Source organism: Bartonella acomydis, assembly GCF_039543025.1.
Lineage (GTDB): Bacteria > Pseudomonadota > Alphaproteobacteria > Rhizobiales > Rhizobiaceae > Bartonella > Bartonella acomydis.
On the sequence record NZ_BAABIY010000039.1, the window covers coordinates 16,236 to 40,928 of the forward strand.

The 24,693-nt window shown below is 36.2% G+C and carries 21 protein-coding genes; 10 read left to right on the plus strand and 11 right to left on the minus strand.

The window, feature by feature from the left end:
• Positions 1–96 precede the first annotated feature (96 nt).
• The 7 genes from ABD909_RS05790 to ABD909_RS05820 all read left to right on the plus strand — a co-directional run bounded on the left by ABD909_RS05790 (position 97) and on the right by ABD909_RS05820 (position 9,940).
• Positions 97–792: an HAD family hydrolase gene (locus ABD909_RS05790; protein WP_345097009.1), complete on the plus strand. Its 696-nt coding sequence runs from the start codon at positions 97–99 to the stop codon at positions 790–792.
• Positions 793–1,792: 1,000 nt separating this feature from the next.
• On the plus strand, positions 1,793–2,146 hold the full coding sequence (locus ABD909_RS05795) for a hypothetical protein (RefSeq protein ID WP_345097010.1): 354 nt from the start codon (positions 1,793–1,795) through the stop codon (positions 2,144–2,146).
• Positions 2,147–2,321: 175 nt separating this feature from the next.
• Positions 2,322–2,681, plus strand: coding sequence for a hypothetical protein (locus ABD909_RS05800; RefSeq protein ID WP_345097011.1), 360 nt, complete (start codon positions 2,322–2,324; stop codon positions 2,679–2,681).
• 187 nt (positions 2,682–2,868) lie between these two features.
• Positions 2,869–3,237, plus strand: a complete 369-nt coding sequence (locus tag ABD909_RS05805) for a hypothetical protein (protein WP_345097012.1) — start codon at positions 2,869–2,871, stop codon at positions 3,235–3,237.
• A gap of 622 nt (positions 3,238–3,859) precedes the next feature.
• Positions 3,860–5,263, plus strand: coding sequence for a threonine synthase (gene thrC / locus ABD909_RS05810; RefSeq protein ID WP_345097013.1), 1,404 nt, complete (start codon positions 3,860–3,862; stop codon positions 5,261–5,263).
• Positions 5,264–5,341: 78 nt separating this feature from the next.
• Positions 5,342–6,604: a M16 family metallopeptidase gene (locus ABD909_RS05815; protein ID WP_345097014.1), complete on the plus strand. Its 1,263-nt coding sequence runs from the start codon at positions 5,342–5,344 to the stop codon at positions 6,602–6,604.
• A gap of 444 nt (positions 6,605–7,048) precedes the next feature.
• Positions 7,049–9,940, plus strand: a complete 2,892-nt coding sequence (locus tag ABD909_RS05820) for an EAL domain-containing protein (RefSeq protein ID WP_345097015.1) — start codon at positions 7,049–7,051, stop codon at positions 9,938–9,940.
• A 38-nt stretch (positions 9,941–9,978) separates the two neighbouring features.
• Here the strand turns inward: ABD909_RS05820 and ABD909_RS05825 are convergent, their stop codons facing one another.
• On the minus strand, positions 9,979–10,563 hold the full coding sequence (locus tag ABD909_RS05825; protein ID WP_345097016.1) for a YqgE/AlgH family protein: 585 nt from the start codon (positions 10,561–10,563) through the stop codon (positions 9,979–9,981).
• A 71-nt stretch (positions 10,564–10,634) separates the two neighbouring features.
• Between ABD909_RS05825 and ABD909_RS05830 the strand changes: the two genes are divergently transcribed.
• On the plus strand, positions 10,635–11,486 hold the full coding sequence (locus ABD909_RS05830) for a protein-disulfide reductase DsbD domain-containing protein (RefSeq protein WP_345097017.1): 852 nt from the start codon (positions 10,635–10,637) through the stop codon (positions 11,484–11,486).
• A gap of 385 nt (positions 11,487–11,871) precedes the next feature.
• On the opposite strand, the gene rnhA is transcribed toward ABD909_RS05830, so the two are convergent.
• The 4 genes from rnhA to cyoE form a co-directional block, all read right to left on the minus strand.
• Positions 11,872–12,339, minus strand: coding sequence for a ribonuclease HI (gene rnhA / locus ABD909_RS05835; protein ID WP_345097018.1), 468 nt, complete (start codon positions 12,337–12,339; stop codon positions 11,872–11,874).
• 5 nt (positions 12,340–12,344) lie between these two features.
• The gene (locus tag ABD909_RS05840; protein WP_345097019.1) at positions 12,345–13,304 is read right to left on the minus strand and encodes a homoserine kinase; all 960 of its coding nucleotides are present in this window, start codon (positions 13,302–13,304) and stop codon (positions 12,345–12,347) included.
• On the minus strand, positions 13,304–14,359 hold the full coding sequence (gene ispH / locus ABD909_RS05845; protein WP_345097020.1) for a 4-hydroxy-3-methylbut-2-enyl diphosphate reductase: 1,056 nt from the start codon (positions 14,357–14,359) through the stop codon (positions 13,304–13,306). Before ispH ends, ABD909_RS05840 begins: the two co-directional genes overlap by 1 nt.
• Positions 14,360–14,518: 159 nt before the next feature.
• The gene (cyoE, locus tag ABD909_RS05850; protein WP_345097021.1) at positions 14,519–15,454 is read right to left on the minus strand and encodes a heme o synthase; all 936 of its coding nucleotides are present in this window, start codon (positions 15,452–15,454) and stop codon (positions 14,519–14,521) included.
• 408 nt (positions 15,455–15,862) lie between these two features.
• On the opposite strand from cyoE, the gene ABD909_RS05855 reads away from it, so the two are divergent.
• Both ABD909_RS05855 and tldD read left to right on the plus strand, forming a co-directional pair.
• Positions 15,863–16,402, plus strand: coding sequence for an invasion associated locus B family protein (locus tag ABD909_RS05855; protein WP_345097022.1), 540 nt, complete (start codon positions 15,863–15,865; stop codon positions 16,400–16,402).
• 107 nt (positions 16,403–16,509) lie between these two features.
• Positions 16,510–17,928 carry a metalloprotease TldD gene (gene tldD / locus ABD909_RS05860; RefSeq protein WP_345097023.1) on the plus strand — a complete coding sequence of 473 codons (1,419 nt, stop codon included), beginning with the start codon at positions 16,510–16,512 and terminating at the stop codon, positions 17,926–17,928.
• Between the two features lie 64 nt (positions 17,929–17,992).
• On the opposite strand, the gene ABD909_RS05865 is transcribed toward tldD, so the two are convergent.
• The 6 genes from ABD909_RS05865 to aroC form a co-directional block, all read right to left on the minus strand.
• Entirely contained in the window at positions 17,993–19,246 is a 1,254-nt protein-coding gene (locus ABD909_RS05865; RefSeq protein ID WP_345097024.1) for a class I SAM-dependent RNA methyltransferase, read from the minus strand.
• On the minus strand, positions 19,243–19,989 hold the full coding sequence (locus tag ABD909_RS05870) for a TlyA family RNA methyltransferase (RefSeq protein WP_345097025.1): 747 nt from the start codon (positions 19,987–19,989) through the stop codon (positions 19,243–19,245). Before ABD909_RS05870 ends, ABD909_RS05865 begins: the two co-directional genes overlap by 4 nt.
• A 7-nt stretch (positions 19,990–19,996) precedes the next feature.
• Positions 19,997–21,913 carry a 1-deoxy-D-xylulose-5-phosphate synthase gene (dxs, locus tag ABD909_RS05875; protein WP_345097026.1) on the minus strand — a complete coding sequence of 639 codons (1,917 nt, stop codon included), beginning with the start codon at positions 21,911–21,913 and terminating at the stop codon, positions 19,997–19,999.
• A 235-nt stretch (positions 21,914–22,148) separates the two neighbouring features.
• On the minus strand, positions 22,149–22,409 hold the full coding sequence (locus ABD909_RS05880) for an exodeoxyribonuclease VII small subunit (RefSeq protein WP_345097027.1): 261 nt from the start codon (positions 22,407–22,409) through the stop codon (positions 22,149–22,151).
• A gap of 7 nt (positions 22,410–22,416) precedes the next feature.
• Positions 22,417–23,523 (minus strand): 3,4-dihydroxy-2-butanone-4-phosphate synthase, encoded by a 1,107-nt coding sequence (gene ribB, locus ABD909_RS05885; protein WP_345097028.1) that lies wholly within the window; start codon positions 23,521–23,523, stop codon positions 22,417–22,419.
• A 15-nt stretch (positions 23,524–23,538) separates the two neighbouring features.
• Complete coding sequence (gene aroC / locus ABD909_RS05890) at positions 23,539–24,627, minus strand: chorismate synthase (protein WP_345097029.1); 1,089 nt, start codon at positions 24,625–24,627, stop codon at positions 23,539–23,541.
• Between the last annotated feature and the right edge of the window lie 66 nt (positions 24,628–24,693).

The following is a 24,693-nucleotide window of genomic DNA, read 5'->3' on the forward strand; positions in this document are numbered from 1 at the left end:
ACTTTCAACGCACCTTTTTATGAAATAAGGTCCTCTCAATGGCATTTTTATAAAAGTTTTCAAGCTTTAAAATAATAATATGTAAAGGAATATCTCATGCCTCAAATAGATCTCATCATTTTTGATTGTGATGGCGTTCTGGTAGATTCTGAATATCTTGCAGCAAAAATTGGATCTCAATTACTGAAACAAACAGGATATGAAATAGCACCTGAAGAATTAAGTAAGCGTTATGCGGGACTTATCTTTCGTGATATTCTTAAACAAGTTGAACAGGAAACAGAAAAACCAATTTCTGCTCAGCTCATAGAGCAAATGTCAGATCTTTTTCGTTCACAAATAAAAACTGAATTACGTGCCATTGATGGCGTAAGAAAAGCAGTGGAAATCATTCAAACTCGCTATCCTTATTGTATCTGCTCTAACGCAAGAAGCATAAATATAAAAGAGATGCTCACTGCTGTTAATCTTTACGACCTTTTTAATGGTAAAATATTTTCTGCTCCTGAAGTTGGAACGAAAAAAACGAAACCAGCTCCTGATGTTTTTCTTTTTGCCGCACAACAATTACATGCAAAACCAGAAAACACTATCGTTATAGAAGATTCACTACATGGTGTACATGCTGCAATAGCAGCCGGTATGCGTGTCATCGGCTTTACTGGAGGATCACACAGTTATCTTGGTCACTCTAATGCACTTGCTGAAGCTGGTGCTGAAACAGTTATCGCCAAACATGTTGATTTAGGAGAAGTCTTAGAGGCAATGGCAGTCTGGCAAGATTTATCATAAAAGATCTCCTGAATGCACCTTAATTCATAAATTCTCTTAGTACATTTTTATCAATATGATTTTATTTTGATTAAAACGTATCTATATAAGGACTAGGATGGAACTACATAGATTTAGTATGATAAATAACCCATGTGTATCATTGTAATAACTCATAAAATCTTTATCTCTAACCAATTTACATTCTGCTTATTGTGAATAATAATTCTACATCTTTCTTCATCTCTAAACAATCTACAACATTGATACTATTGAGAATGAAGCATGCTTATTTAAACAATAATGAAAAATAAATAAGTAAAGCAATCAGATAAAATCTAAATATAGTCTTTAAATTAGATAACCTACAAAAACCAGTCATTATAAATAAAGCTTTCCTAACAAAACCAATGCTTTATTCAAGAATCTATCTGGATTTTAATAACCCATTTTAAAATTAGACCTTTACAGTTCTTAAATTCATTTCTTACAATATGTTAGATAATAAAAATACTCTAGCAATTTTTTCTAAATTATTTTTAAATAAACTTACATCATCATCTATAAAAGATGATAATTAAAATTATTAATCATATAATATTATTATAATCTTAATAGTAAAATATGCTCATGCAATTCAGGCTGTTCTTAATTTTTAGCCAAAAAAAATATTTAAAAATACAAATTATAAGAACAAATTTATTACTCCTTATAAACTTATATAGCTATTTTTTTAAATTAGTCTTTTTGTTAAATTATAATAATTTTAATATATATAATTTATTCAATAAAATTCATATCATACTTATAAAAAATAAAATAAAATTTATAATTTTGTATATAATTTAAACTAAAAATACACAATACATATTTTTTATTGTTGACTATAAATTCATAATGTAGTATATAACAATAGATAAAGAGATCTGTAAGAACGCTTTGTGTTTTATTGCGGTATGATAAACAAGCATCTTCAGGTATACTTATCTATTAAAATAAAAAAAATATTTGAGGTAAAATTATGATTAGAATATTTAGAAAATACACATGCAATACTTTTATAGCAGCTGCTTTTTTTCTTTCACAAATTGTAAATGTTCATGCAAATCACTTAACAGACATTTCTCAAAAGGAAGTTACTGATTACGTAATGGAATATGTGAAAGACACAACATCTAAAATAGCTGGTACAAGCGCTTCATATATTCCAGCTGTAAGTTATAGAACAATCAATGAAACTGCTCTTGAGGGAAAAGTTGAAAAAGTTCTTGAACCAATGACGATAGGAATTGGATTCTTAGCTGCAGGATATGTAGCAAGCTTTATCACCTCAATCATAGGGTGGATAAAAGATCTTGTAATAATCTTTAAGTAAAAACTTACTCCAAAAATCCAAAAAATAGCTTCACTATGTATTTATTATCCATAAGGAATGATCATAATGAAGCAAACTTAAATAAGTAATAAACTATTCTACCCTACACATTCTTCATAGATAACACTGACAAATTTATCTGTTGTTAAGGGTAGAAAGTATTTGAGGTAAAATTATGACAAAAATGTTTAAAAATTACATATTAAATATTTTCATAGTGATGGTGTTTTTTCTTTCACAAGTTGTGAATGCTAACGCAAATAACTTAAGAAACTCTCCTCAAAAAGAGGAAATTATTGATTGCATAGTAGACAGAAATAAAGCAGTCAATATAGTTTCTTTTCATATTCCAAACTTAAATCTGGGAACAGAAAATAACGCTCTTGCTAAAGGAAAAATCGAAAAAGTACTTGAACCCGTTACAATAGGAACTTTTGGAATTGGAATGGCAGTTGGATATGCATCATCTGCCGTAAGCATGCTCTTAGGATGGTTAATAAGTAAAATAGTAATTATTATCAAATCATCTCATTGAATTAAAGTTTCATAACAATAAACCGTTTTAGTAAAGAATAAAAATTTATATTTATTAAATATCCATTATAAAAAGCAAATTACTTTACAATAATAAATATATTTGCATTTAAAATATAATGTTAATTGTTATATTTAAATGGTATATTTGTTTTATTTTAATAATATAATTTATTTTAGGAAATATTATGATAAAAATATTAAAAAATAATTCATTAAATATTTTAATAGCAGCAGTTTTCTTTTTTTCACAAGTTATAAATGTTCATGCAAATTATTTGAAAAATCACTCTCAAAGAGAGAGTATTGCTGCTTCTGTCATGGAACAAGGAAAAAAGAAAGTTGCCAATATAACTTCTCTCTTTGCTGTACCAAATTTTACTTCTGAAGCAAAAAATGAATCTATTCTTGAAGGAAAAATTGAAAACGTATTTGAGCCTATTACGCTGGGATTTTTTTCTACAGTGGGAGCTTTAGGTTTTGGATTTATCACCGGAACCATTATGGCTATTTTCACTGGGATAATTGGATGGGCAATAGGTAAAGTTAAAAAATAGACTATTCAAAAGTTCTTTCTTTACTTATTTCTATTTTAAAATTAGTATCTTACAGTCTGTCTCTTTGAGAGGCAGGCTATTTTTTGTGCTTTCTATGATAAACTTTACTCATGATAAATAATACTTTAGAGTATTAATATATCCCTATTAATATAAAAACCGCTAACTTAGAAATAAAGATTACTCTATATATAGACTTACACACAAAACACCATGAAATCACCTTATGAATCTTTCAATATACATTCAAACTATATCATCTAAGCATTATATAGAATTCAATTGTTATTAAAGGATAAGAGTGCAATAATTGAGGTTTTGCGCGAAAGGCCTTTAGAAAATATCGTTCTGTATATTGATCTCATCATTTAGGAAATTGCATAAATGAATACAGCTTATAAAATTACCTAAACGAATAACAAAAAAACATTTCTTCAATGTGATTGAAATTTCTGTGAGAATTTAATGTTTATATTTCAAAAAGGAAAAGTTATGATTATTTCTTTTTATTACAGAGTTAAGAAGAGGCAAACAAATTTTCCTTCACTTAATATTTAAATATTATTAAAAACATGAAATAAATAACCATACCAACTTGCAAAATAAACGAAGGAAAAATTGTATGAAATATATTAGCACGAGAGGTGAGGCTCCTGCTTTAGGTTTTACAGAAACTATCATGACTGGGCTGGCTAATGATGGAGGATTGTATCTTCCAGAAAAATTTCCTCAATTATCATTTGATGCATTACGAGCACTTCGTGGTCAATCCTATATAACAATTGCTAAAACACTTCTTTGGCCCTTCGTGAATAATGAAATTGAATACACGGCTTTTGAAAATATGATTGCTGAATCTTACGCTACCTTTCATCATCCAGCGATCTGTCCGTTACTGCAAACTGGAACAAATGAATTTATTCTTGAGCTTTTTCACGGTCCTACTTTAGCATTTAAAGATATAGCAATGCAGCTTCTTTCTCGACTGATGAATTATGTTCTGACTAAAAAACAGAAACGCGCAACGATTATTGCTGCCACATCAGGTGATACAGGTGGTGCTGCAATACAAGCCTTTGCTGGAAGAGAATATTCTGACATCTTTATTTTATTTCCTAAAGGACGCATATCGCCGATTCAACAGAGACAAATGACAACCGATCAAAATAAAAATACTCATGCCATCGCCATTGAAGGAAATTTTGATGATTGCCAAGCACTTGTTAAAGCAATGTTCAATGATCATACTTTCCGTCAAAAAAAAGCACTTTCAGGAGTTAATTCGATAAATTGGGCGCGTATCATGGCGCAAATTGTTTATTATTTTTCATCTGCACTTTCTCTAGGAGCTCCTGATAGAGCTGTCTCATTTACTGTTCCTACTGGAAACTTCGGTGATATTTTTGCAGGTTATGTCGCTGCACAGATGGGATTACCTATCGCCAAACTCGTCATTGCAACAAATGATAATGACATTCTCGTACGCACATTGGAAAACGGCATTTATGAGACAAAACCTATAACCTACACAACATCACCTTCTATGGATATTCAAATCTCTTCTAATTTTGAACGCTTACTGTTTGAAAGTAGTAATCGTGATCCATTATGGATTCGCAACGCAATGGAAAGTCTAAAAAAATCAGGATATTTTAATCTTAATGAAAAACAGCTCAAAAATATATCTTCTCTCTTTTCTGCTGGGAAAAGTAACATAGCTGAGACAGCAAAAACAATTGACAGCGTTTATAAAGAAAACGGCTATCTCGTTGATCCACATACCGCTGTTGCACTTAAAGTCGCGCGGGAAAACAAGCAGCCACACATTCCCATGATTGTCCTTGCTACTGCTCATCCTGCTAAATTTCCTGAAGCCATTAAAAATGCCTGTGGACTTCATGCTTTATGGCCTTCTCGTCTCAACAATTTAATGGAACGTGAAGAACATTTTATAAGTCTTGATAATGATGAAAAAATAGTCAAAGATTATATTTTTTTAAAATCGCGTGCATCTTATTGTAGATAGTTGCATTAATTGAAATCAGCAATATTCCAATGCCCTTTTAAATAGGGGATTGGCCCTATTTAATGGAGTCGTGAACACATGGGTGTAGATATCAGTCGCCTTCGTAATGGTTTGACTATCGCCACACACACAATGCAACATATTGATAGTGTAGTACTTGGAATATGGATTAGAGTTGGCTCACGTAATGAAACTCTCACACAACATGGTATTGCACATCTTCTTGAACATATGGCTTTCAAAGGAACAGAAAATCGTACAGCTTTTCAAATTGCAACAGATATTGAAGATGTCGGTGGAGAAATCAACGCCACTACCAGTACTGAAACAACAGCCTATTTTGCTCGCGTACTCAAAGGCGATATTCCACTTGCTATTGATATTTTGGCCGATATTTTGATGTACTCAAAATTTGATGAAGAAGAATTAGAACGAGAAAAAAAAGTTATTCTTCAAGAAATTGGTGCTGCTCATGATGTTCCCGATGACATTGTCTTTGATCACTTTACTGAAACTGCCTTTCGTCATCAATCACTTGGTCGCTCTATTTTAGGAACACCTAAAACAATTCAATCCTTTACATCTGCTGATCTTCATAATTTTATGAATAAACAATACAGTGCAGACCGTATGATCATCGTAGCAGCAGGAGCTGTAGAGCATGAAAATTTCTTACGAGAAGTAGAAAGTCGTTTTAGTACTTTTCGCCCTCATTCAACAGCATCTCTCATTAATCTTGCAAATTATGTTGGAGGCGATTTTCGTGAACATCGCGATTTAATGGATACACAAATTGTTCTAGGTTTTGAAGGACGTGCTTATCATGCACGTGACTTTTATGCTGCCCAAATTCTTTCCATTATTCTTGGCGGTGGTATGTCATCACGTCTTTTCCAAGAAGCAAGAGAAAAACGTGGATTATGCTATTCTGTTTATGCTTTTCATTGGAGTTTTTCAGATATCGGACTTTTTGGCATTCATGCCGCCACTGGACAAAAAGGACAAAAAGAACTTCTCTCGGTTATTCTTGATGAACTCTCTCAGATAAGCAAAAATATTCATCCCAATGAACTTCAACGCGCACAAACGCAATATCGTGCTAACCTTACAATATCGCAGGAAAGTCCATGTAATCAAGCACATCTCATTGCTCGTCAAATGCTCCTTTATGGTCGACCTATTCCTATATCAGAAGTAATTGAACGTTTAGATCTCATTACTCCTGCAAGATTAACTGATTTAGCGCATCGTCTTTTTATCAATTCTACTCCAACATTAGCTGCCGTTGGTCCTGTTGGTCTCCTCATGAATTTTGACGATTTAACATCAATTCTTTCATAAAAAAATAAAGTAAGCTTAAACAAAATTTTCCCAACTGCCTTTGTAAAGATTAAATCTCTAAAACAAGCAGCAACATCATAACATGCAAAGAGTTTATGATAAAATTTACCCCAAAAGTTCTTATTACTAAATAAGTTTGGGAAATATTGATAAAATAGCACTACAAAACTACCCAACTCCTCCTTCATGTGATAGAGTTTCTGATAAGCAAGCTATATCTATGAAATCTGTAAACTCATAGTTTAATTTTGCCCTACAAAAAGGTAAATTTCCATTAGCTTTAAGCTTTATTGGAGTACTTTGGAAAGAATTCGTTTTTGTATAAAATAGTATAACTTTTCAAAAGAAAATAATAACTGCTTGTGGTCTAGCAGAAATTATAAAGGTAAGCGTTTTTCTCGAAAATTAAAATTAAATATCCTCAAATGCTGAGAGTGGGACATAGTGAAAAGTTTGCGTAAAATCATTGAAATTATTTTTATTGTAATCATCAGTTCTTTTGTCCAACTTACGTCCGCACAGGCAATTGAGCCCGTTAAAATTTCTTCTCAAGATGCAGCTCTTGATCTTTCAAAAGCAATCGAAATTTACCATACAAACAGCTCTATCTTTCAAACAAGTACAGCCCCAGGACCAGATGGTATTGTATGGCGCATTGAAGTGCAGGCAAAAAGTGAAAACTTTTCTGGAAATTGGGCTGTATTTTCTCTTGCAAACCCGACAGATGAACAAATTGACCGTCTTATCGTTGCTCCACATTATCGCATGGCCCATTCAGGCCTTCTTTGGCCAGATCTTGGAGCAGCGCGAATTCAATCCATCACTCCAAGCGAAGGTTTTTCTCTCGATCGTCAGCCTAATGCAAACTCTGATATCTTTCGTATTACATTGAATCCTGGTGCTGTTGTTACATTTGTTGTCGAACTTAACGCTGCAAATCTACCACAAATCTATTTATGGCAGCCTGAAGCCTATAAAGATTCCATTAATTCCTATACGCTTTATCATGGGATTCTTCTTGGTATATCAGGTCTTTTAGCACTCTTGTTAACTGTTCTTTTTGTTGTTCGTGGAACAGGTCTCTTTCCTGCAACTGCTGCTGTCGCTTGGGCAGTGCTCTTTTATATTGGCATCGATTTTAACTTTTTAAATAAATTCTTTGCTGTAACACTTACAACACAACCAATCTGGCGTGCTGGTACAGAAGTCGCACTTACTGCTACACTCTTTATTTTTCTTTTTACCTATCTATGCCTTAACCGCTGGCATTATCATTTTAGTTATGGAGCTATTTTATGGACCATTGCTTTTTGTGGTCTGGGAGCACTTGCTATTTATGATCCCACTAGAGCTGCTGGTATCGCCCGTCTGTCATTTGGCCTCACTGCTATACTTGGTATCATTTTAATCAGCTACTTTTCATTGCGAAGTTATGACCGCGCTATCATGCTTATCCCAACATGGTTGCTCATTAGTTTCTGGTGTGTTGGAGCTTATGCCTGCATAGCAGGCTATTTAAACAATGACATTATCCAGCCAGCATTAGCTGGGGGATTAGTACTTATTGTCCTTCTCATTAGTTTTACTGTCATGCAACAAACTTTTTCTCATGACGCTTTCCATGAAGGAATATTTTCTGATCTTGAACAACAAGTGCTTGCTGCAAAGGGAGCTGGAAATATTATTTGGGATTGGGATGTTGAACGTGATCGCATTGTTGTACATCCAAATATGGCAACCCTTTTTGGCACTGAATCCCATAAGCTTAATGGTTCTATAAGCAACTGGATTTCAGCATTGCACCATGATGATCGTGAACGTTTTCAAGCCGTATTGGATATCATTCTCAAAAATAAAAAAGGACGTATTGATCAAATTTTTCGACTATCTTCTGGTGGTGGCTATTATCATTGGTTTTCTCTTCGAGCACGTCCTGCTATGCAAAAAGATGGAAAAATTACACGTGTCATTGGAACTATTGTCAATATTACCAATCATAAAAAATCCGAAGAACGCTTATTGCACGATGCCATCCACGACAGCTTAACGGGCCTGCCCAACCAACAAATTTTTTTCGACAGACTACAAAACTATACCTCTTTGGCCAAAGCAAATATCAAAATTAGACCCACTGTATTTATGATTGACTTCGATAATTTCCGTCAAATTAATCGCAAATTAGGCATAGCTGTTGGTGACACGGTACTGCTCATCATAGCACGTCGTTTAAGCCGTCTTATTCATTTTCAAGATACATTATCGCGTCTTTCTGCGGACCGTTTTGCAATTATTTTACTCAGTGAAACAGAACCGCAGAAAATTGCTGCATTTGCCGATCATCTGCATAAAACAATCTCAGCACCTATTTCACTTACAGAACAACAAATAACACTTTCAACATCAATCGGATTGGTTACATGGAGCGAAAATAGATCGACTGCTAAAGATATTCTCAATGATAGTGAACTGGCAATGATCCGTGCAAAACAAATGGGTGGCAACCATATTGAACCGTTTCGCCCTAATTTTCGTACCTTAGGTATTGAACATAATACAATGGCAAAAGATATTCATTATGCTATCAAACGTAATGAAATAAAAATTCTCTATCATCCCATTCTTAATTTATCAGATGGACACATTATTGGTTTTGAAACAATTGTAGAATGGCATCATCCCAATTATGGAAATCTCAATGTCTCTGATTTTATCAAGATCATAGAAAATGAACAAATCGTTATGGATTTAGCACAATTTATCATTGATAATGCTGTTATTGATCTTACAAATGTACAAGAAAAATTTTCTCAAAAATCTTTCTTTATTTCCATCAATTTACCAAGCTCAGAAATGGTTCATCCTCGCTTCATCAGTCAATTGCGTTCTGCTTTACTTCGCTACCCACTTAAAAAAGGGAGTTTGACGATAGAAATATCGGAGTTTGTTTTAAGAAAAAATCCTGAACAATCAGCATATTTTCTTGAACAAATTAAAGCTCTTGGAATGAATCTTGCACTCGATAATTTTGGAACAGGTTATTCATCACTTGCTTATCTCGTGCGCTATCCATTCGATATAGTTAAATTAGATCGTTCACTTATCTCAATCAACTCACCTAAGAAAAAGCTTGTTCTCAAATCTATTATTAACATGGCAACAGATCTTAATTTACAAATCATTGCAGAAGGTGTTGAAAATGAAAAAGAAGCACTCTTTCTCCGCCAAGAAGGCTGTAAATATGTTCAAAGCACACTTGTTACGAAGCCAATTGCTATTGAAGAATTAATCACTCTCGTTCAAACGCATTTTCCTTATACAATTCAACATAAGGGATAGGATATTATACTCAATAAAAATCTAGAAAATAAGAAGGCCTACCCGTGCCCCATTTCAGAAGCAAGATAGGCTGGATTAATTCCCATACGAACCAAGCTTTCATCGTATTTGCGGCTTAAATCACTTTCAAAAAGAAAACTAGGAGATGTAGGACTAATGAGCCAACCATTTGTAGAGATTTCTTCCTCGAGCTGCCCAGCTTTCCAGCCAGCATAACCTAAAGCTATGAGAGCATGTTGAGGGCCTTTCTCACAACTGATTGCTTTTAATATATCAATCGTTGCAGTAAAGCAGATCTTATCTGCAATAGAAACTGTTTCTTCACAGGTATAATCATCAGAATGCAGAACAAAACCACGTGAAGGATCAACTGGACCACCATAACGTACGGGAAACTTTTTTATTGGTTCAGCAAGACATTTTTTTTGACCACTGTTTATGACTCCAAGATGAAGTAAAAGTTCTGGAAAATCAATATGGTGCAATTGATTAAGAATAATTCCCATAGCTCCAGCATCAGAATGCGCACAAACATAAATAACAGAACGAATAAAGCGTTTGTCATTCATCCCTGGCATTGCTATGAGTAATTGCCCACCTAAAAAGCTATTACACTGCTTCATCAATCTGTTATTCTCCATAATTTATATGATAAAATTCACTTTAGTTAGTACAACAGGGAAATAAAGCTCCTATGAGAAAAATTCAAATATTTACAAGTTTAAAAAATATCGTAATTTGCCTTTATAAAAAAAAAATCATTACTTTAATCTTAACATCCATAATTTTAGAATTACTTAATATTCCTGTCAGTGCCCAAATAAAACAAGAAGTACATCTTTTTGCAACTTCTTGGTATGAATCAGAGGGTGGCCGTGTCAGACTAGCTATTACCACCCCCTCTCCTTCTGGAATAAGAGAGGGTATTATTGAAATCGTTTTGAAATCAGGATGGAAAACATACTGGCGTAATCCAGGTAATTCAGGCATAGTACCATTTTTTAATTTCAATCAAAAAGTTGCTTATGAAATCTTCTATCCTACACCACAACTCTATGAAACAGAAAATGACTGGTCATTTGGCTATAAAGATAAAGTGGTGTTGCCCTTCACTCTTTCTGGCTTAAATAAAAATTTAAGTGGTACTTTAACTCTTGGATTATGTCATAAAATTTGTCTTCCGTTCACCATTAACTTTGATTTTTCTCCATCTGTTCAAAACAACAAACTTCTCCCTCTATCCTTGTTAAAAAAGGCTCAAGATGCCTTACCACGCACAACACATTATGGATTTAAAATAAGCGCTGAAAAAGAAACAAATACCCTTTTCATCAAAATACAAAATAACAACAAGAGCAGTCCTTCTTCTCTTTTTTTAGATGGAGGAAAAATGCAAATTGGACCAGCAAAAAAGATAAGTGAAAATACAGAATATACACTTTTTAGTGCTCCACTTTATTTCATACCAGATGAAGAAAAAAACACTATTTTTTATACAATTTCTTTTAAAGAGCTTGCTTTCAGTGGGAAATTTATACTTTTATGACAACATATTGAATTTACAATAATAATTTATCGTTTTTAATTTGAATTAACCCTAAATATGGTAAATTTTTTTTTCATTTTAACCCTTCTTATATTGAAGCCATCAAAATTATTTGCTTGCATGTCCCCAACAAGGTTGGCATTTAGACAAAAATGATTAAAGAAAAATGTCTTTTATGAACCATCTCAAGTGCCAAAGGTTACCGCAGAATTTTGAAATGGCAAATACTATGATGATGGTTTATGTGTTCATCAGCATAAAAGTAGTGGTAAACAATAGGTTTCACATTATACCATTCGCAGCAGCAGCATAAATGAGTAATATTTCTTATAAACACCAAACTTTTTTCTCTCACCATGATAAAAGAGCAAAACTTGTAAAAAAACTATTTTGAAAAGTATCCATTTTCACGATATTGTGCAATTGCTTGCCGAGCCAGTGCATCTGCACGCTCATTATCTGGATGTCCTGCGTGTCCTTTCATCCAATGCCATCTGACTATATGACGAGAACAAATCTCTTCAAGAGCTTGCCACAACTCCATATTTTTTACAGGATTTTTGGATACAGTACGCCAATTATTTTTTTTCCAACCTTCAAGCCACGTAGAGATACCGTTGCGGACATAAACTGAGTCCGTATAAAGATCGACAGAACAGGATTCCTTTAGCGCCTTCAATGCACAAATTGCTGCCATCAATTCCATTTGATTGTTTGTGGTGTGCGCTTGTCCACCATAAAGCTCACGTTCATGACCTTTCCAGCGTAAAATTGCCCCCCATCCGCCAACTCCAGGATTACCCGAACAGGCACCATCTGTATAAATTTCAACGATTTTTTGTTGATTTAACATACAATTCAAAAACCCAATTCACTCAACGAATCTATCTTACTGAAAAAACAAAGCTTGTGCCAATATTCCCATGGATCTTTCTTAATGACAAAACTCTCTGGTGGTGTATTAAACCAATCATAAAGACGCGTGAGAAAAAAACGTAAAGATGCACCACGTGCCAATAAAATCATTGCATTCAATTCTAAAAGAAGCAATGGTCTTATTTTTTGATAATTTTCCAAAAGTCTACGTGCTTTGATAAGGCTATAGGAATGGTCCGGTTCAAAACACCAAGCATTCAAGCAGATCGCTAAATCATAAGCCCAAAAATCATTACAAGCAAAATAAAAGTCTATAATACCAGAAAGATGATGATTCAAAAAAAACACATTATCATTAAATAAATCAGCATGAATAATGCCTGTTGGTAAATTTGACGGCCAATTTTTCTGTAAAAAAGCCAATTCCATATCAATTTTTTGCCCAAACTCTCTTAACAATGCATTTTTGCTCATTTGGCAATGTTGCCACAATAACCTCCAGTCCATAACAGAAAGAGTATTTTTACGACTGAGCGTAAAATCCTGTCCCGCTAAATGCAATTGCGCTAAACCCGTTCCCACTTCACCACAATGATATATATTAGGCTGGCGAATCCACATTCCTTCCAAAAAAGTAATAATAGCAGCAGGACGTCCTGCCAATTCACCGATTGTTATCCCATCATTTTGTGTGATTGGTTGAGGACAAGGAATTCCACGCTGGTTTAAATGCTGCATAAGGCTGCAAAAAAAAGGCAAATCATCTTTTGCAATACGTTTTTCATAAAGCGTTAGAACAAATCTCCCCTCTGTTGTATGGAGTATAAAATTAGAATTCTCTATCCCTTCCTCTATGCCCTGATAGGACACAAGTGAACCTATCGAATAACGTGTCAAAAATATCTTCAAATCATTTGATTGAATATCTGTATATACTGCCATTATTTTGCTTTCATTACAGGCATAATTGTACTCTGATCTTCATTTTTTAGTGTCTCAGCTCCACCATTCACAAAAAACATATCTTGAGGTGTTAGAGTGATATCACGTAATTCGCGACTCACCAAAAACCTTTCTGTTTCCACTATTGTTTCTGCCAATTCTATTGTAACATCATAACGCTTACGAAAAGCTGAAATAATTTCATCAATAATAATTTCAGGGGCAGAAGCACCCGCTGAAAGACTTATAATGGAAAGATCTCCCAGATGATCAAAATCTACTTCAGCAGCACATTGAACTAAAACTGCTCGCTGTGCACCAAATCTTTCAGCAACCTCTACCAAACGTTGCGAATTAGAAGAATTTTGTGCTCCCACAATCAAAAATAAATCACTTCCCTTTGCTGCTGCCTTAACAGCATCTTGTCGATTCGTGGTCGCATAACAAATTGATTCAGCAGCTGGAGCCTCTAATGTAGGAAAACGTTGATGTAATACATCAAGAATTTCTGCTGTATCTTCAACAGAAAGTGTTGTTTGTGTTACAAATCCTAATTTTTCTGGATTATTTGGCTGATAATGTAAAGCATCTTCCATCGTTTCAATTAATGTCATACTCCCTTTTTCAAGCTGTCCCATTGTTCCTATCACCTCAGGATGACCAGAATGACCAATCAAGATAACATGACGGCCGTGACGTTGATGCCGTATCACTTGTTTATGAACTTTAGAAACCAACGGACAGGTTGCATCAAGATAAAACAAATTATAATGACGTGCTTCTTCTAGTACAGATTTCGGCACACCATGGGCAGAAAATATCACGGGTTGACCACGGTGTTTTTCTGGAATCTCATCAAGTTCTTCAATAAAAACAGCGCCGCGTTGTTGTAATCCTTCAACCACATAGCGGTTGTGCACAATTTCATGACGAACATACACTGGAGCGCCATATTTTTTTAAAGCAAGAAGAACAATCTGAATAGCACGATCAACCCCTGCACAAAATCCACGTGGACCACAAAGACGCATTGTTAAAGGAGGAAGCATAGACATAAATCATCCTTAATATCTCTAACTTTAACCATATGTTCAAAAAAAATTATTTTTATGTACTACATAAACAGTGTCAAGAAACAATTGGCAATACCATACACGCCTCATTATATATTCCTATAGCATTTTCTTCAGGAACAGCTCTTTCATCTAACACTCTTAAATAGTGATAAAAGACCAAACAAGAGCTTCAATCAAGAGAACTCCAAAGAGAACAGCTAAATAAAATAACGAAAAGAAAAACAATTTTTTTGCCATCACAATAGTTTCATCTTGCGTATCAGCTTTCCATAAGTGGTAGGCAAAATAAACAAAAATAATGCTCAAAATTGTTGAAAAAATACTATAGAAAACGCCTGCAAAACCAGTAATGGAAAGCCCAGCAGCACATATCCCCATCAAAACAGTATAAAATAAGATCTGTTTTTTTGTTGTATGTTCACCTTGTACATTAGGCATCATAGGAATTCCCGCTGCTTCATAATCAAGAGATGAAAAGAGAGAAAGAGACCAAAAATGTGGTGGTGTCCACATAAAAATGATTAAAAATAATAAAAAGCTTTCAATACTCACTGATCCCGTCGTCGCCGCCCAGCCAATCATTGGTGGAAAAGCTCCAGATGCACCGCCAATAACAATATTCTGCGGTGTTACACGCTTGAGCCAAATTGTATAAATAACGACATAAAAGAAGATCGTGAATGCAAGAAAAAATGCTGCAAACCAATTAATGAAGAGCCCCATAATCAATACCGAAAGCATAGATAAAACCATACCAAAAATAAGAGCCCTCTTAGGACTAATTTTTCCCATCGGGATGGGACGATTTTTGGTGCGCTCCATCACTGCATCAATGTCAGCATCATACCACATATTAAGAGCTCCAGCTCCACCACCACCTACAGCAATACAAAAAATTGCTAAAAAACCATAAAATGGATGAATCGAAACAGGCGATACAACCAATCCAACTAGAGCCGTAAAAACAACAAGTGACATAACCCTTGGTTTTAATAACGTGATATAATCGCCAATACTGGATTTTGGTGGAATTGATTTACCACTTGCAACCGATAATTCTCCTGAAACAGACATGCCACTCAAAAACCTTTTTCATTTTTGTCATCCACGAACAAATACTGTCTGGCATATGGGAATGACCAATTAATATTTTAGCACTTCTGAGAACATATAGGATACCTCTCTTTTATACATTCCCTAAAAACAGATAGAAACATTTGCAACAAAAATATGTTTGTTCGGTATATTATTTTTTACATTACACAAAGTACCATAAAAAATACATTCTACCAAACATCACAGAGAAACCCTAAAAAAACTTATCGGATACGGGGTAGGTTTATTTTTTTTATTGCATACAGAGAAATTAATATGTTTGGGTAAAGAACGGTTTTGTGTTATAGTTTCGTGGTTTCTGTTTGAGCATTTATTTTTATGTAGTGCTATACATTAAGTATAGTAGTGGGGTAGTTAGGGTTTTCTGTGGTACTTTATAAATTGCTAAAAAAAAATTTCTTTGTTAGTGCTGTTATTTACACACTCTGTAATATTTTTCTCAATCATGCCACTGCACAAACATCTCATGTGCCAAATGTCTCTGCCCCACAAACCTATGGTGCATGGACAAAAGTTTGTTCTCTGCCACCAGGTACACCTAATATGCAATGTGAAATTGTACAAAACGTACATACACAAAATCGCCATGATATTACTCTGCGCGTTACATTTTATAAACTTCCTAAAAATCAAGGAGCTCTGATGCGTGTTTTTGTTCCGATCCGTGTTGAATTGCGTCCTGGTGTTGGACTTAAAATTGATGATAAAAATATGGGAAGATTAGAATATCGTCGCTGTCTTGGTGATAATTGTGTTGCTGAAGCTATCCTTAAAGAAGATATCCTACAGCGTTTCTTGAAAGGTAAGACGGCGACCTACTTTATTTTCACAACACCAGAGCAAGCAATTGGGGGACTTGTTGATCTCAATGGTCTCAAGGATGCTTATGCAACCCTACCAATATAATAGAATCTTTATAGATTCAATAACTGAGACTTTGTAGCGCACTTCACAGTTTCTTTAAACAAAGCCAAGAAAAATCTTTTCAGCCCCCATAAAATAGGATAATGACTATGAAATCGCTTATTGATCATTTTGATATTGCTTCATCTCAAGTACAATCACTTGTACAAGAAGCACTTCATCATGCTGATGATGGAGAACTTTATCTGGAATATAAAGAAAGCGAAGCTCTTTTATTTGATAATGGACAACTTAAAAATGGCTCATTTCATCAAGATATGGGATTTGGTCTGCGTGTGGTAGCTGGAGAAGCTACAGGATATGCGCATTCTAGCGAATTATCAGCAGTGGCACTCAAACGTGCCAGTGCAGCAGCAAAAGCTGTGACTTATCATAATCATGCTGGGCCTTATAGCGTAGCACCTCAAAAAACAAACAAAAGGCTCTATCAACCACATAATCCGCTTGATACCCCATCCTTTGAAGAAAAAAGTAAACTTTTACAAAAAATTGATGCCTATTTACGGGCTAAAAATGATAAATTGCATCAAGTTACTGTTGCTCTTTCTGGTTCATTACAGCATATTGAAATTTTACGGGCAGACGGGCATCTGGTTCGTGATGTGCGTCCTCTTGTACGTCTTTCTATATCTGTTGTTGCTGCTGAAGGTAATCGACGTGAAAATGGCTTTTATGGATGTGGTGGACGACAAGCATTTAGCCAATTCATTAATGAAGAAAACTGGAAACACGCTGCTGATAAAGCTTTGCGTATGGCTCTTATAAACTTAGAAGCAGAAGCAGCACCAGCGGGAATATTTGATGTTGTCTTAGCGAATGGATGGCCAGGTGTTATGCTTCATGAAGCCGTAGGTCATGGTTTAGAAGGTGATTTTAACCGTAAAAAAACTTCAGCTTTTTCTGAACTTTTGGGACAACAGGTTGCCGCAAAAGGTGTTACAGTTGTTGATGATGGGACAATTCCCCAGTGCCGTGGTTCACTGACCATTGATGATGAAGGAACCCCATCAGGATATAACGTGCTTATTGAAGATGGAAAACTTATTGGTTTTATGCAAGACAGGCTTAATGCTCGACTTATGGGAATGGAGCCTACAGGAAATGGACGACGTGAATCCTATGCACATGCTCCAATGCCAAGGATGACAAATACCATTATGCTAGGAGGTGACAAAACACCTGAAGAAATTCTATCCTCACTCAAAAACGGTATTTATGCTGTTTCATTTGGCGGAGGACAAGTTGATATTACTTCTGGAAAGTTTGTCTTTGAGTGCACTGAAGCATACCGAGTAGAGAATGGTAAAATTGGTGCACCTATAAAAGGTGCAACCCTTATTGGAAATGGTCCAGACGCTATGAAACGTATCACAATGATTGGCAATGATAGCAAACTTGATAATGGTATCGGTATGTGTGGAAAAGCTGGACAAAATGTCCCTGTAGGCGTTGGTCAACCTCATTTGCGAATGAATAATATGACAATTGGTGGAACAGCACTGTCATGAGATATTCCAAATTCATTTCGTTAAAGGATTCTTAACGGAATTTAAAAAAGCTTTTTCATTAAGGTTAAAGCTTCCAGCCTGATTTTGCTTTTCGCTTGCTTAAAAGGGCAACAACTTCAACATGTGGTGACCATAAAAATTGATCAATCGGTATAACTTTTTCTACTGTATAGCCACCGGCAATAAGCAGAGATAAATCACGAGCAAATGTCATAGGATTACATGAAATTGCCACTATACGAGGTATTCTTGCCTTAGCCAACTCACGTACTTGTTCTTCTGCACCAGCGCGTGGAGGATCAAAAACAACAGATTCAAAATATTCAAGTTCCCTCACAGAGAGTGGACGACGAAAAAGATCTCGTTTTTCACAAGTTACAGTTTTTAAACCAGTCGCAAAACGTGCTGCTAAGCTTAAGTTTTTTAACGCTTTCTCATCACTCTCTACCGCATGCACATTCATCTTTTTAGCCATACGCAAAGAAAATGTACCAACCCCTGAAAATAAATCAAGAGCATTTTTTGCTTTCTTTAAATGAGTCAAAATAAGATTGCCCATGATATTTTCTGCTTCAGATGTTGCTTGGAGAAATCCGCCTGCAGGAAATTCAACACAGACATCTCCAAAGTAAATGAATGGTTTTTCTCGCTCAACCAAAACTTCACCTTCAACAGATAAACGTGTCATTCCACATGCAAGAGCTGTATGAATCATTTTCTGACGAAGTGACTCATGGCGTATCACACAACCGCCTAAAGCAACATCTAAACCATTTGCAACATATGTTATCGTCATGTGAAAGCGTTTGGCATGATTGTTTAAATGAGCACAGAGCTCCCTGATAGCTCCGAGTTTAGATATAATTTGTGGACAGCTTACTGGACATTCCTCAAGAGAAACAATTTCATGAGAAAGATGACGATTAAAACCGACTCTCTGACCTTGTGGTGTCATGGAAGCCGTGAGAGTGATTCGCCGGCGACTATAAAGAGCACATTCTATTAAAGGTGAAACAGCAAGATCAAGTTTATATTCTTTCAGAGCATCAAGCACCAGTTGTCTCTTCCATTTGTGATAAGAATCGATATGCCAATGTTGAAGTGTACATCCGCCACATTCTCCAAAATGCTGGCAGAGAGTATCAATGCGTTCTGGTGATTTTTTCTTTAATGCTACAAGTGTGGCATATTTTTCATAAACGGTGATTTCAGCACATTCCCCTGGTAAAGTAAAAGGAACATAAACAAAGTCACGCAATGTTTTGGTAACACCATGACCGTTTACTCCAATATGGTCGATTATGACACTGTCATTCACTGTTGTTTTTCTCCGAATAACAAATATTCCAAATTGCCATAACCACCTAAAATAGGTGAAGGAAGCAAAGCTTTTGCTCTCCATTCTCTTTGTGTATTGAGCCAATAAAAAAGCTTTTCAGCAATTTCTCTAGCCATTGACGGATTTTTTAATACCCCTCTCTTACCGAGATATTTACGGCCAACCTCAAATTGAGGCTTCACTAATAAAACAGCTTGTGCGCCCTTCTTGGCTAAAGACAAAACAGAAGGTAACGCAAGTTTGAGAGAAATAAAACTGACATCTGAGACAATGAGATCTATTTCCCGTCCGTCTAAATGTTCTTGTTTTAAATCCCTAGCATTTAAGCCTTCTAATAAAGTTATCGCACCGTTGTTCAATAAACATTCATCTAATTGATGATGACCAACATCGACAGCAATAACATGTGCCGCTCCACGTTCTAAAAGAACTTGCGTAAAACCACCTGTCGATGCACCAATATCAAGAGCAGTCACTTTATCCGTTATAATTGGAAATGTATCAAGTGCACTGATCAATTTTAATGCCGCACGTGAAACATAATTCTGTGCCGGATCGCAAACGTTAATCTCTGCATTATCAGAAACAATTTGCCCAGCTTTTAAAATGATTTCACCATTAACTTTAACAGTTTGACGTAGAATCGCGTCACGTGCTCGAGAACGTGTTTTAAAAAAGTTCTTTTCAACTAAAAGAATATCGAGCCTTTTTCCGGCCATCATCTTACACTCAAATTTTCTGTATTGTTTGAAGCTTACGTCCCAAAGCAGTACAAACCGTGTTGACAATACCAACTACATCAAGTCCTATACGTGAAAGAACTTTTTCCGGTAAGCCATGATTCAAATATTCATCAGGGAGTTTTAAAGTACGAATCTTTAATCCCTGTTCTAAGAGCCCTTCTTGCGCCAAAAATTGTAATAAATGGGCTCCAAATCCACCTACTGCACCTTCTTCAATTGTCACCAATACTTCATGCTCACGCGCCAAACGGCGCATCAAATCCTTATCTAAAGGCTTTGCAAACCGCGCATCTGCTACCGTTGTAGATAATCCCTCTGCTATCAGCACATCAGCAGCTCCCAATACTTCTGACATCCGTGTTCCAAAACAAACCAAAGCGACCCTGTTTCCCTCACGCAAAATGCGCCCTTTTCCAATCTCTAATAACGTACCGCGCTGCGGTAAATCCATACCAACACCCTCACCACGCGGATAACGAAAAGAAATTGGTCCCTGATCATAAGCTGCAGCAGTACGCACCATATGCATCAGTTCGACTTCATCAGAAGGTGCCATCACAACAAATTCAGGCAGAGTGGCTAAAAAAACAATATCAAAACTGCCAGCGTGTGTCGCACCATCTGCTCCCACAAATCCTGCGCGATCAATAGCAAAACGCACAGGCAATTTTTGAATCGATACATCATGAATAATTTGATCATAAGCGCGTTGTAAAAAAGTAGAATAAATTGCAACAAAAGGCTTATAGCCTTCACATGCAATACCAGCAGCAAAAGTGACGGCATGCTGTTCAGCAATACCCACATCAAACATTCTTTCAGGAAATTTTTCTGCGAAAGCATCAAGGCCTGTTCCTGTTGGCATCGCTGCGGTTATACTGACAATCTTGTTATCATGTGTGGCTTCTTCTATTAAAGCCTTAGAAAATACCTTCGTATAAGACAGAGCATGACTTGGTGTTTTAACCTGTTTCCCTGTTGTAATATCAAAACGGTTAACACCATGATATTTATCCGATGATGCTTCAGCAGGTGCATATCCTTTGCCCTTATGTGTCACAATATGCACCAAAACAGGACCATGAGGATATTCGCGAACATTTTTTAAAACAGGTAATAAATGTCTGAAGTTGTGACCATCTATTGGTCCAACATAGTAAAAGCCAAGCTCTTCAAATAAGGTTCCTCCAACCAAAAGACCACGTGCAAACTCCTCTGAAAGACGTGCCTTATCTAAAAAGAACTTAGGCAATTTTTCGCCCAATACTTTTACCCGTTCGCGTAAACTACGGTAAGCGGGACGAGAAACTAACCTGGCTAGATGTGCACTCATAGCACCCGTAGGAGGCGCAATAGACATATCGTTATCATTAAGAATAACAATCAAACGTGCATTTAAAGCACCTGCATTATTCATCGCTTCGTAAGCCATACCAGCAGACATAGCACCATCACCAATGACAGCAATGACATTGCGTCTTGTCTCTGCTTTCAAGGCACTCGCGACTGCCATGCCAAGACCCGCCGAAATAGAAGTAGAAGAATGCCCCGCACCAAAAGGATCATACACACTTTCAGAACGCTTCGTAAAACCTGATAATCCACCTTCTTGACGCAATGTGCGTATTCTCTCTCTACGCCCTGTTAAAATTTTATGCGGATAGGCTTGATGACCAACATCCCAAATAATTCTATCCTCAGGTGTATTAAAAACATAATGCAATGCAATTGTAAGCTCAACGACACCAAGACCCGCACCAAGATGACCACCTGTTACGGAAACCGCATCAATTATTTCCATCCGCAACTCATCGGCTAACCTTACCAAATCAGACTCAGGCAATGCACGCAAATCATGCGGTAAACAAATACGATCAAGTAATGGCATCAATCTTCGAGACAAAAAAGACTCCTTAAATATTATCTTATCGATTAAGTGAAATGATAAGAGCATGCTTCTCTCTCTTTTCTGTTGAGAGTTTTGCATATTTTTACTGAAACACATTCTTTATTGGCAACGTTTTATGCTCTTTCTTTTTATACGCATTTATTTCATAATAAAGAAATCAATAAAATTGTGTTTCCTAAAACTCAATTATTGTATCTCCTGTCTTGCTCAATAAATATTCATAAGTGATTCAATGTTCTTCAGAATCAAGAGGCTCTGCACCTTCTGGAAAACCGTCCCGTGAAAGCTGAATTTTTTCAACTTTAGCTTCAGCTACTTTCAAGAGTTTCTCACAATGTTTTTTAAGAGATTCGCCTCGTTCATAAATATCAATGGACTGTTCTAAAGGAACATCCCCGCGTTCTAAATTCTCTACAATGACTTCAAGTTGCTTAAGCGCTTCTTCAAAACTTAATGCCGTAATATCCCCCTTATTTGTCCCTTGTTTCATGTAATCCTCATAAAATCTCTGTTCTAGATATATGAACTCCAAAATCTTCTAAACCTATATAATGATGCTCTTTAGAAGCATAAACAATAACAGAACGAATTCCTAAATATTTCAAAATTTGTGATGCTAAACCAATTTGGCGCCATTCTTTTTCACGTACAATTGCCTGCACATGGTTTTCTAAACTGTTCTTTAATATCTCCTGACTGCCAGCAACTGGTTGTATACTTATAGATTCTTCACGCAAATAAACAAACACACCACATTTTTGTTTTTTCACCATATTCTGCATAAGAGCTATAATAGGTGAGGATTGTCCCCAAATATTGTTCAAAATATTTTCACGATGCAAACATACAGGAATATTCTCACCTTCACTGATATCACCAAAAACAATTGCAATATGTTGCATATCTACCCAAGGAAGTTGATAACTTCGAACAATAGCTGGACCTATTGATGTTTCAATCAGCATTTCTCCAATCTGCTTGATTAAAATTTCTTTACATTGGCGATAAGCAATCAAATCTGCAACCGATATGATATGCAATCGATTCTCTCGTGCAAATTTTGTAATCTCATTTCCATGTTTAACGCTGCCATCATCATTGACCAATTCACCGATAACACCAACGGGAGGCAAACCCACTAATTTACATAAATCAACAGCTGCTTCCGTATGACCTGAACGCATAAGAACCCCTCCTTCATGCGCAATCAAAGGAAAAATATGTCCAGGACGAACAAAATCGTTTGGACCAGCATTCGAATTTGCAAGATTACGCACCGCTAATGTACGATCGTGCGCTGAAATTCCCGTTGTTATTCCATATTTAAAATCAACAGTCACAGTAAACTGGGTACGATGAGCAGAATCATTATCTGGCACCATAGGAGCAAGATGAAATCGTTGCGCTTCTTCTTTTGGCATAGGCGCACAAACAATACCGGTTGTATGACGAATGATAAAAGCCATCTTTTCTTCTGTACAATGGGCAGCAGCAAGCGTTAAATCACCTTCATTTTCACGGTCATCATCATCGGTAACCACAATAATTTCACCACGTTCAAAAGCTTGAAGTGCTGAAACAATTTTTTTTTCATCATACGCCATTATTTACCTTTCAAATCATCCAACCTGACCGCGATGTCTTAGATAATGGTCAGCAATAGCACAAGCCACCATTGCTTCACCAACAGGAACAGCACGAATCCCAACGCAAGGATCATGACGCCCTTTCGTTACAGCGTCTATTTCATTACCATAAACATCAATCGAACGACGTGGTGTTAAAATTGATGAAGTAGGCTTTACTGCAAAACGTGCAACAATCGGCTGTCCACTCGATATCCCGCCTAAAATACCACCAGCGTGATTGGATAAAAAGAGTGGTTTTCCATCACTCCCCATGCGCATTTCATCTGCATTTTCTTCTCCTCTCAGGCGAGCTGCTGTAAAACCATCACCTATTTCCACCCCCTTCACCGCATTAATCGACATAAGGAATGACGCGATGTCTTGATCAAGTTTTGCGTAAATCGGTGCTCCTAAACCTGGTGGAACATTTTCTGCAACAATTTCAACAACAGCACCAACCGACGAACCATCTTTGCGCACTTTATCGATATAATCACTAAAAACCTGTACTATCTCGGCATCAGGCGTAAAAAAAGAGTTGTTCCCAACCTCTGACCAATTCCAACGATCACGATTAATCGTATGGGTTCCAATCGCTATCACTGCCCCCCGTACAATCAAATTAGGAACAACTTTACGCGCAATAGCGCCTGCTGCAACACGTGCTGCCGTTTCACGCGCTGAAGCGCGTCCACCACCTCGAAAATCACGGATGCCATATTTAACATCATATGTATAATCTGCATGACTAGGGCGATACTGATGAGCAATAGAGCTATAGTCTTGAGAGCGTTGATTCGTATTTCGAATCAGTAAAGAAATTGGCGTCCCCGTTGTCACCAAAGTTGTTCTTTCATCCTGAGAAACAACGCCTGAAAGTACCTCTACTTGATCTAATTCTTGACGCTGCGTTGTATATTTGGATTGTCCTGGCCTGCGTTTATCAAGATAAGCTTGAATGTCTGAAAGCGTAAAAGTAATGCCGGGTGGACAACCATCAATGACACAACCAAGAGCAGCTCCATGGCTTTCACCCCATGTTGTAACGCGAAACAAATGACCAAATGTATTATGCGACATGAAAAATGATCCGTTTCTTCGTCAAATACACACAACTAAAGCCTATGTTGTGCCGTATAAAAACAG

Excerpts from the sequence above, each read along its gene's own strand:
- ABD909_RS05830 (WP_345097017.1), top strand. The coding sequence starts at position 10,635 with ATGAGAAAAATTCAAATATTTACAAGTTTAAAAAATATCGTAATTTGC.
- rnhA (WP_345097018.1), bottom strand. The coding sequence starts at position 12,339 with ATGTTAAATCAACAAAAAATCGTTGAAATTTATACAGATGGTGCCTGT.
- ABD909_RS05825 (WP_345097016.1), bottom strand. The coding sequence starts at position 10,563 with ATGAAGCAGTGTAATAGCTTTTTAGGTGGGCAATTACTCATAGCAATG.
- ABD909_RS05880 (WP_345097027.1), bottom strand. The coding sequence starts at position 22,409 with ATGAAACAAGGGACAAATAAGGGGGATATTACGGCATTAAGTTTTGAA.
- ABD909_RS05840 (WP_345097019.1), bottom strand. The coding sequence starts at position 13,304 with ATGGCAGTATATACAGATATTCAATCAAATGATTTGAAGATATTTTTG.
- thrC (WP_345097013.1), top strand. The coding sequence starts at position 3,860 with ATGAAATATATTAGCACGAGAGGTGAGGCTCCTGCTTTAGGTTTTACA.
- tldD (WP_345097023.1), top strand. The coding sequence starts at position 16,510 with ATGAAATCGCTTATTGATCATTTTGATATTGCTTCATCTCAAGTACAA.
- ribB (WP_345097028.1), bottom strand. The coding sequence starts at position 23,523 with ATGGCGTATGATGAAAAAAAAATTGTTTCAGCACTTCAAGCTTTTGAA.
- ABD909_RS05870 (WP_345097025.1), bottom strand. The coding sequence starts at position 19,989 with ATGATGGCCGGAAAAAGGCTCGATATTCTTTTAGTTGAAAAGAACTTT.
- ABD909_RS05790 (WP_345097009.1), top strand. The coding sequence starts at position 97 with ATGCCTCAAATAGATCTCATCATTTTTGATTGTGATGGCGTTCTGGTA.
- ABD909_RS05805 (WP_345097012.1), top strand. The coding sequence starts at position 2,869 with ATGATAAAAATATTAAAAAATAATTCATTAAATATTTTAATAGCAGCA.
- cyoE (WP_345097021.1), bottom strand. The coding sequence starts at position 15,454 with ATGTCTGTTTCAGGAGAATTATCGGTTGCAAGTGGTAAATCAATTCCA.
- ispH (WP_345097020.1), bottom strand. The coding sequence starts at position 14,359 with ATGTCTATGCTTCCTCCTTTAACAATGCGTCTTTGTGGTCCACGTGGA.
- ABD909_RS05800 (WP_345097011.1), top strand. The coding sequence starts at position 2,322 with ATGACAAAAATGTTTAAAAATTACATATTAAATATTTTCATAGTGATG.
- aroC (WP_345097029.1), bottom strand. The coding sequence starts at position 24,627 with ATGTCGCATAATACATTTGGTCATTTGTTTCGCGTTACAACATGGGGT.
- ABD909_RS05795 (WP_345097010.1), top strand. The coding sequence starts at position 1,793 with ATGATTAGAATATTTAGAAAATACACATGCAATACTTTTATAGCAGCT.
- ABD909_RS05815 (WP_345097014.1), top strand. The coding sequence starts at position 5,342 with ATGGGTGTAGATATCAGTCGCCTTCGTAATGGTTTGACTATCGCCACA.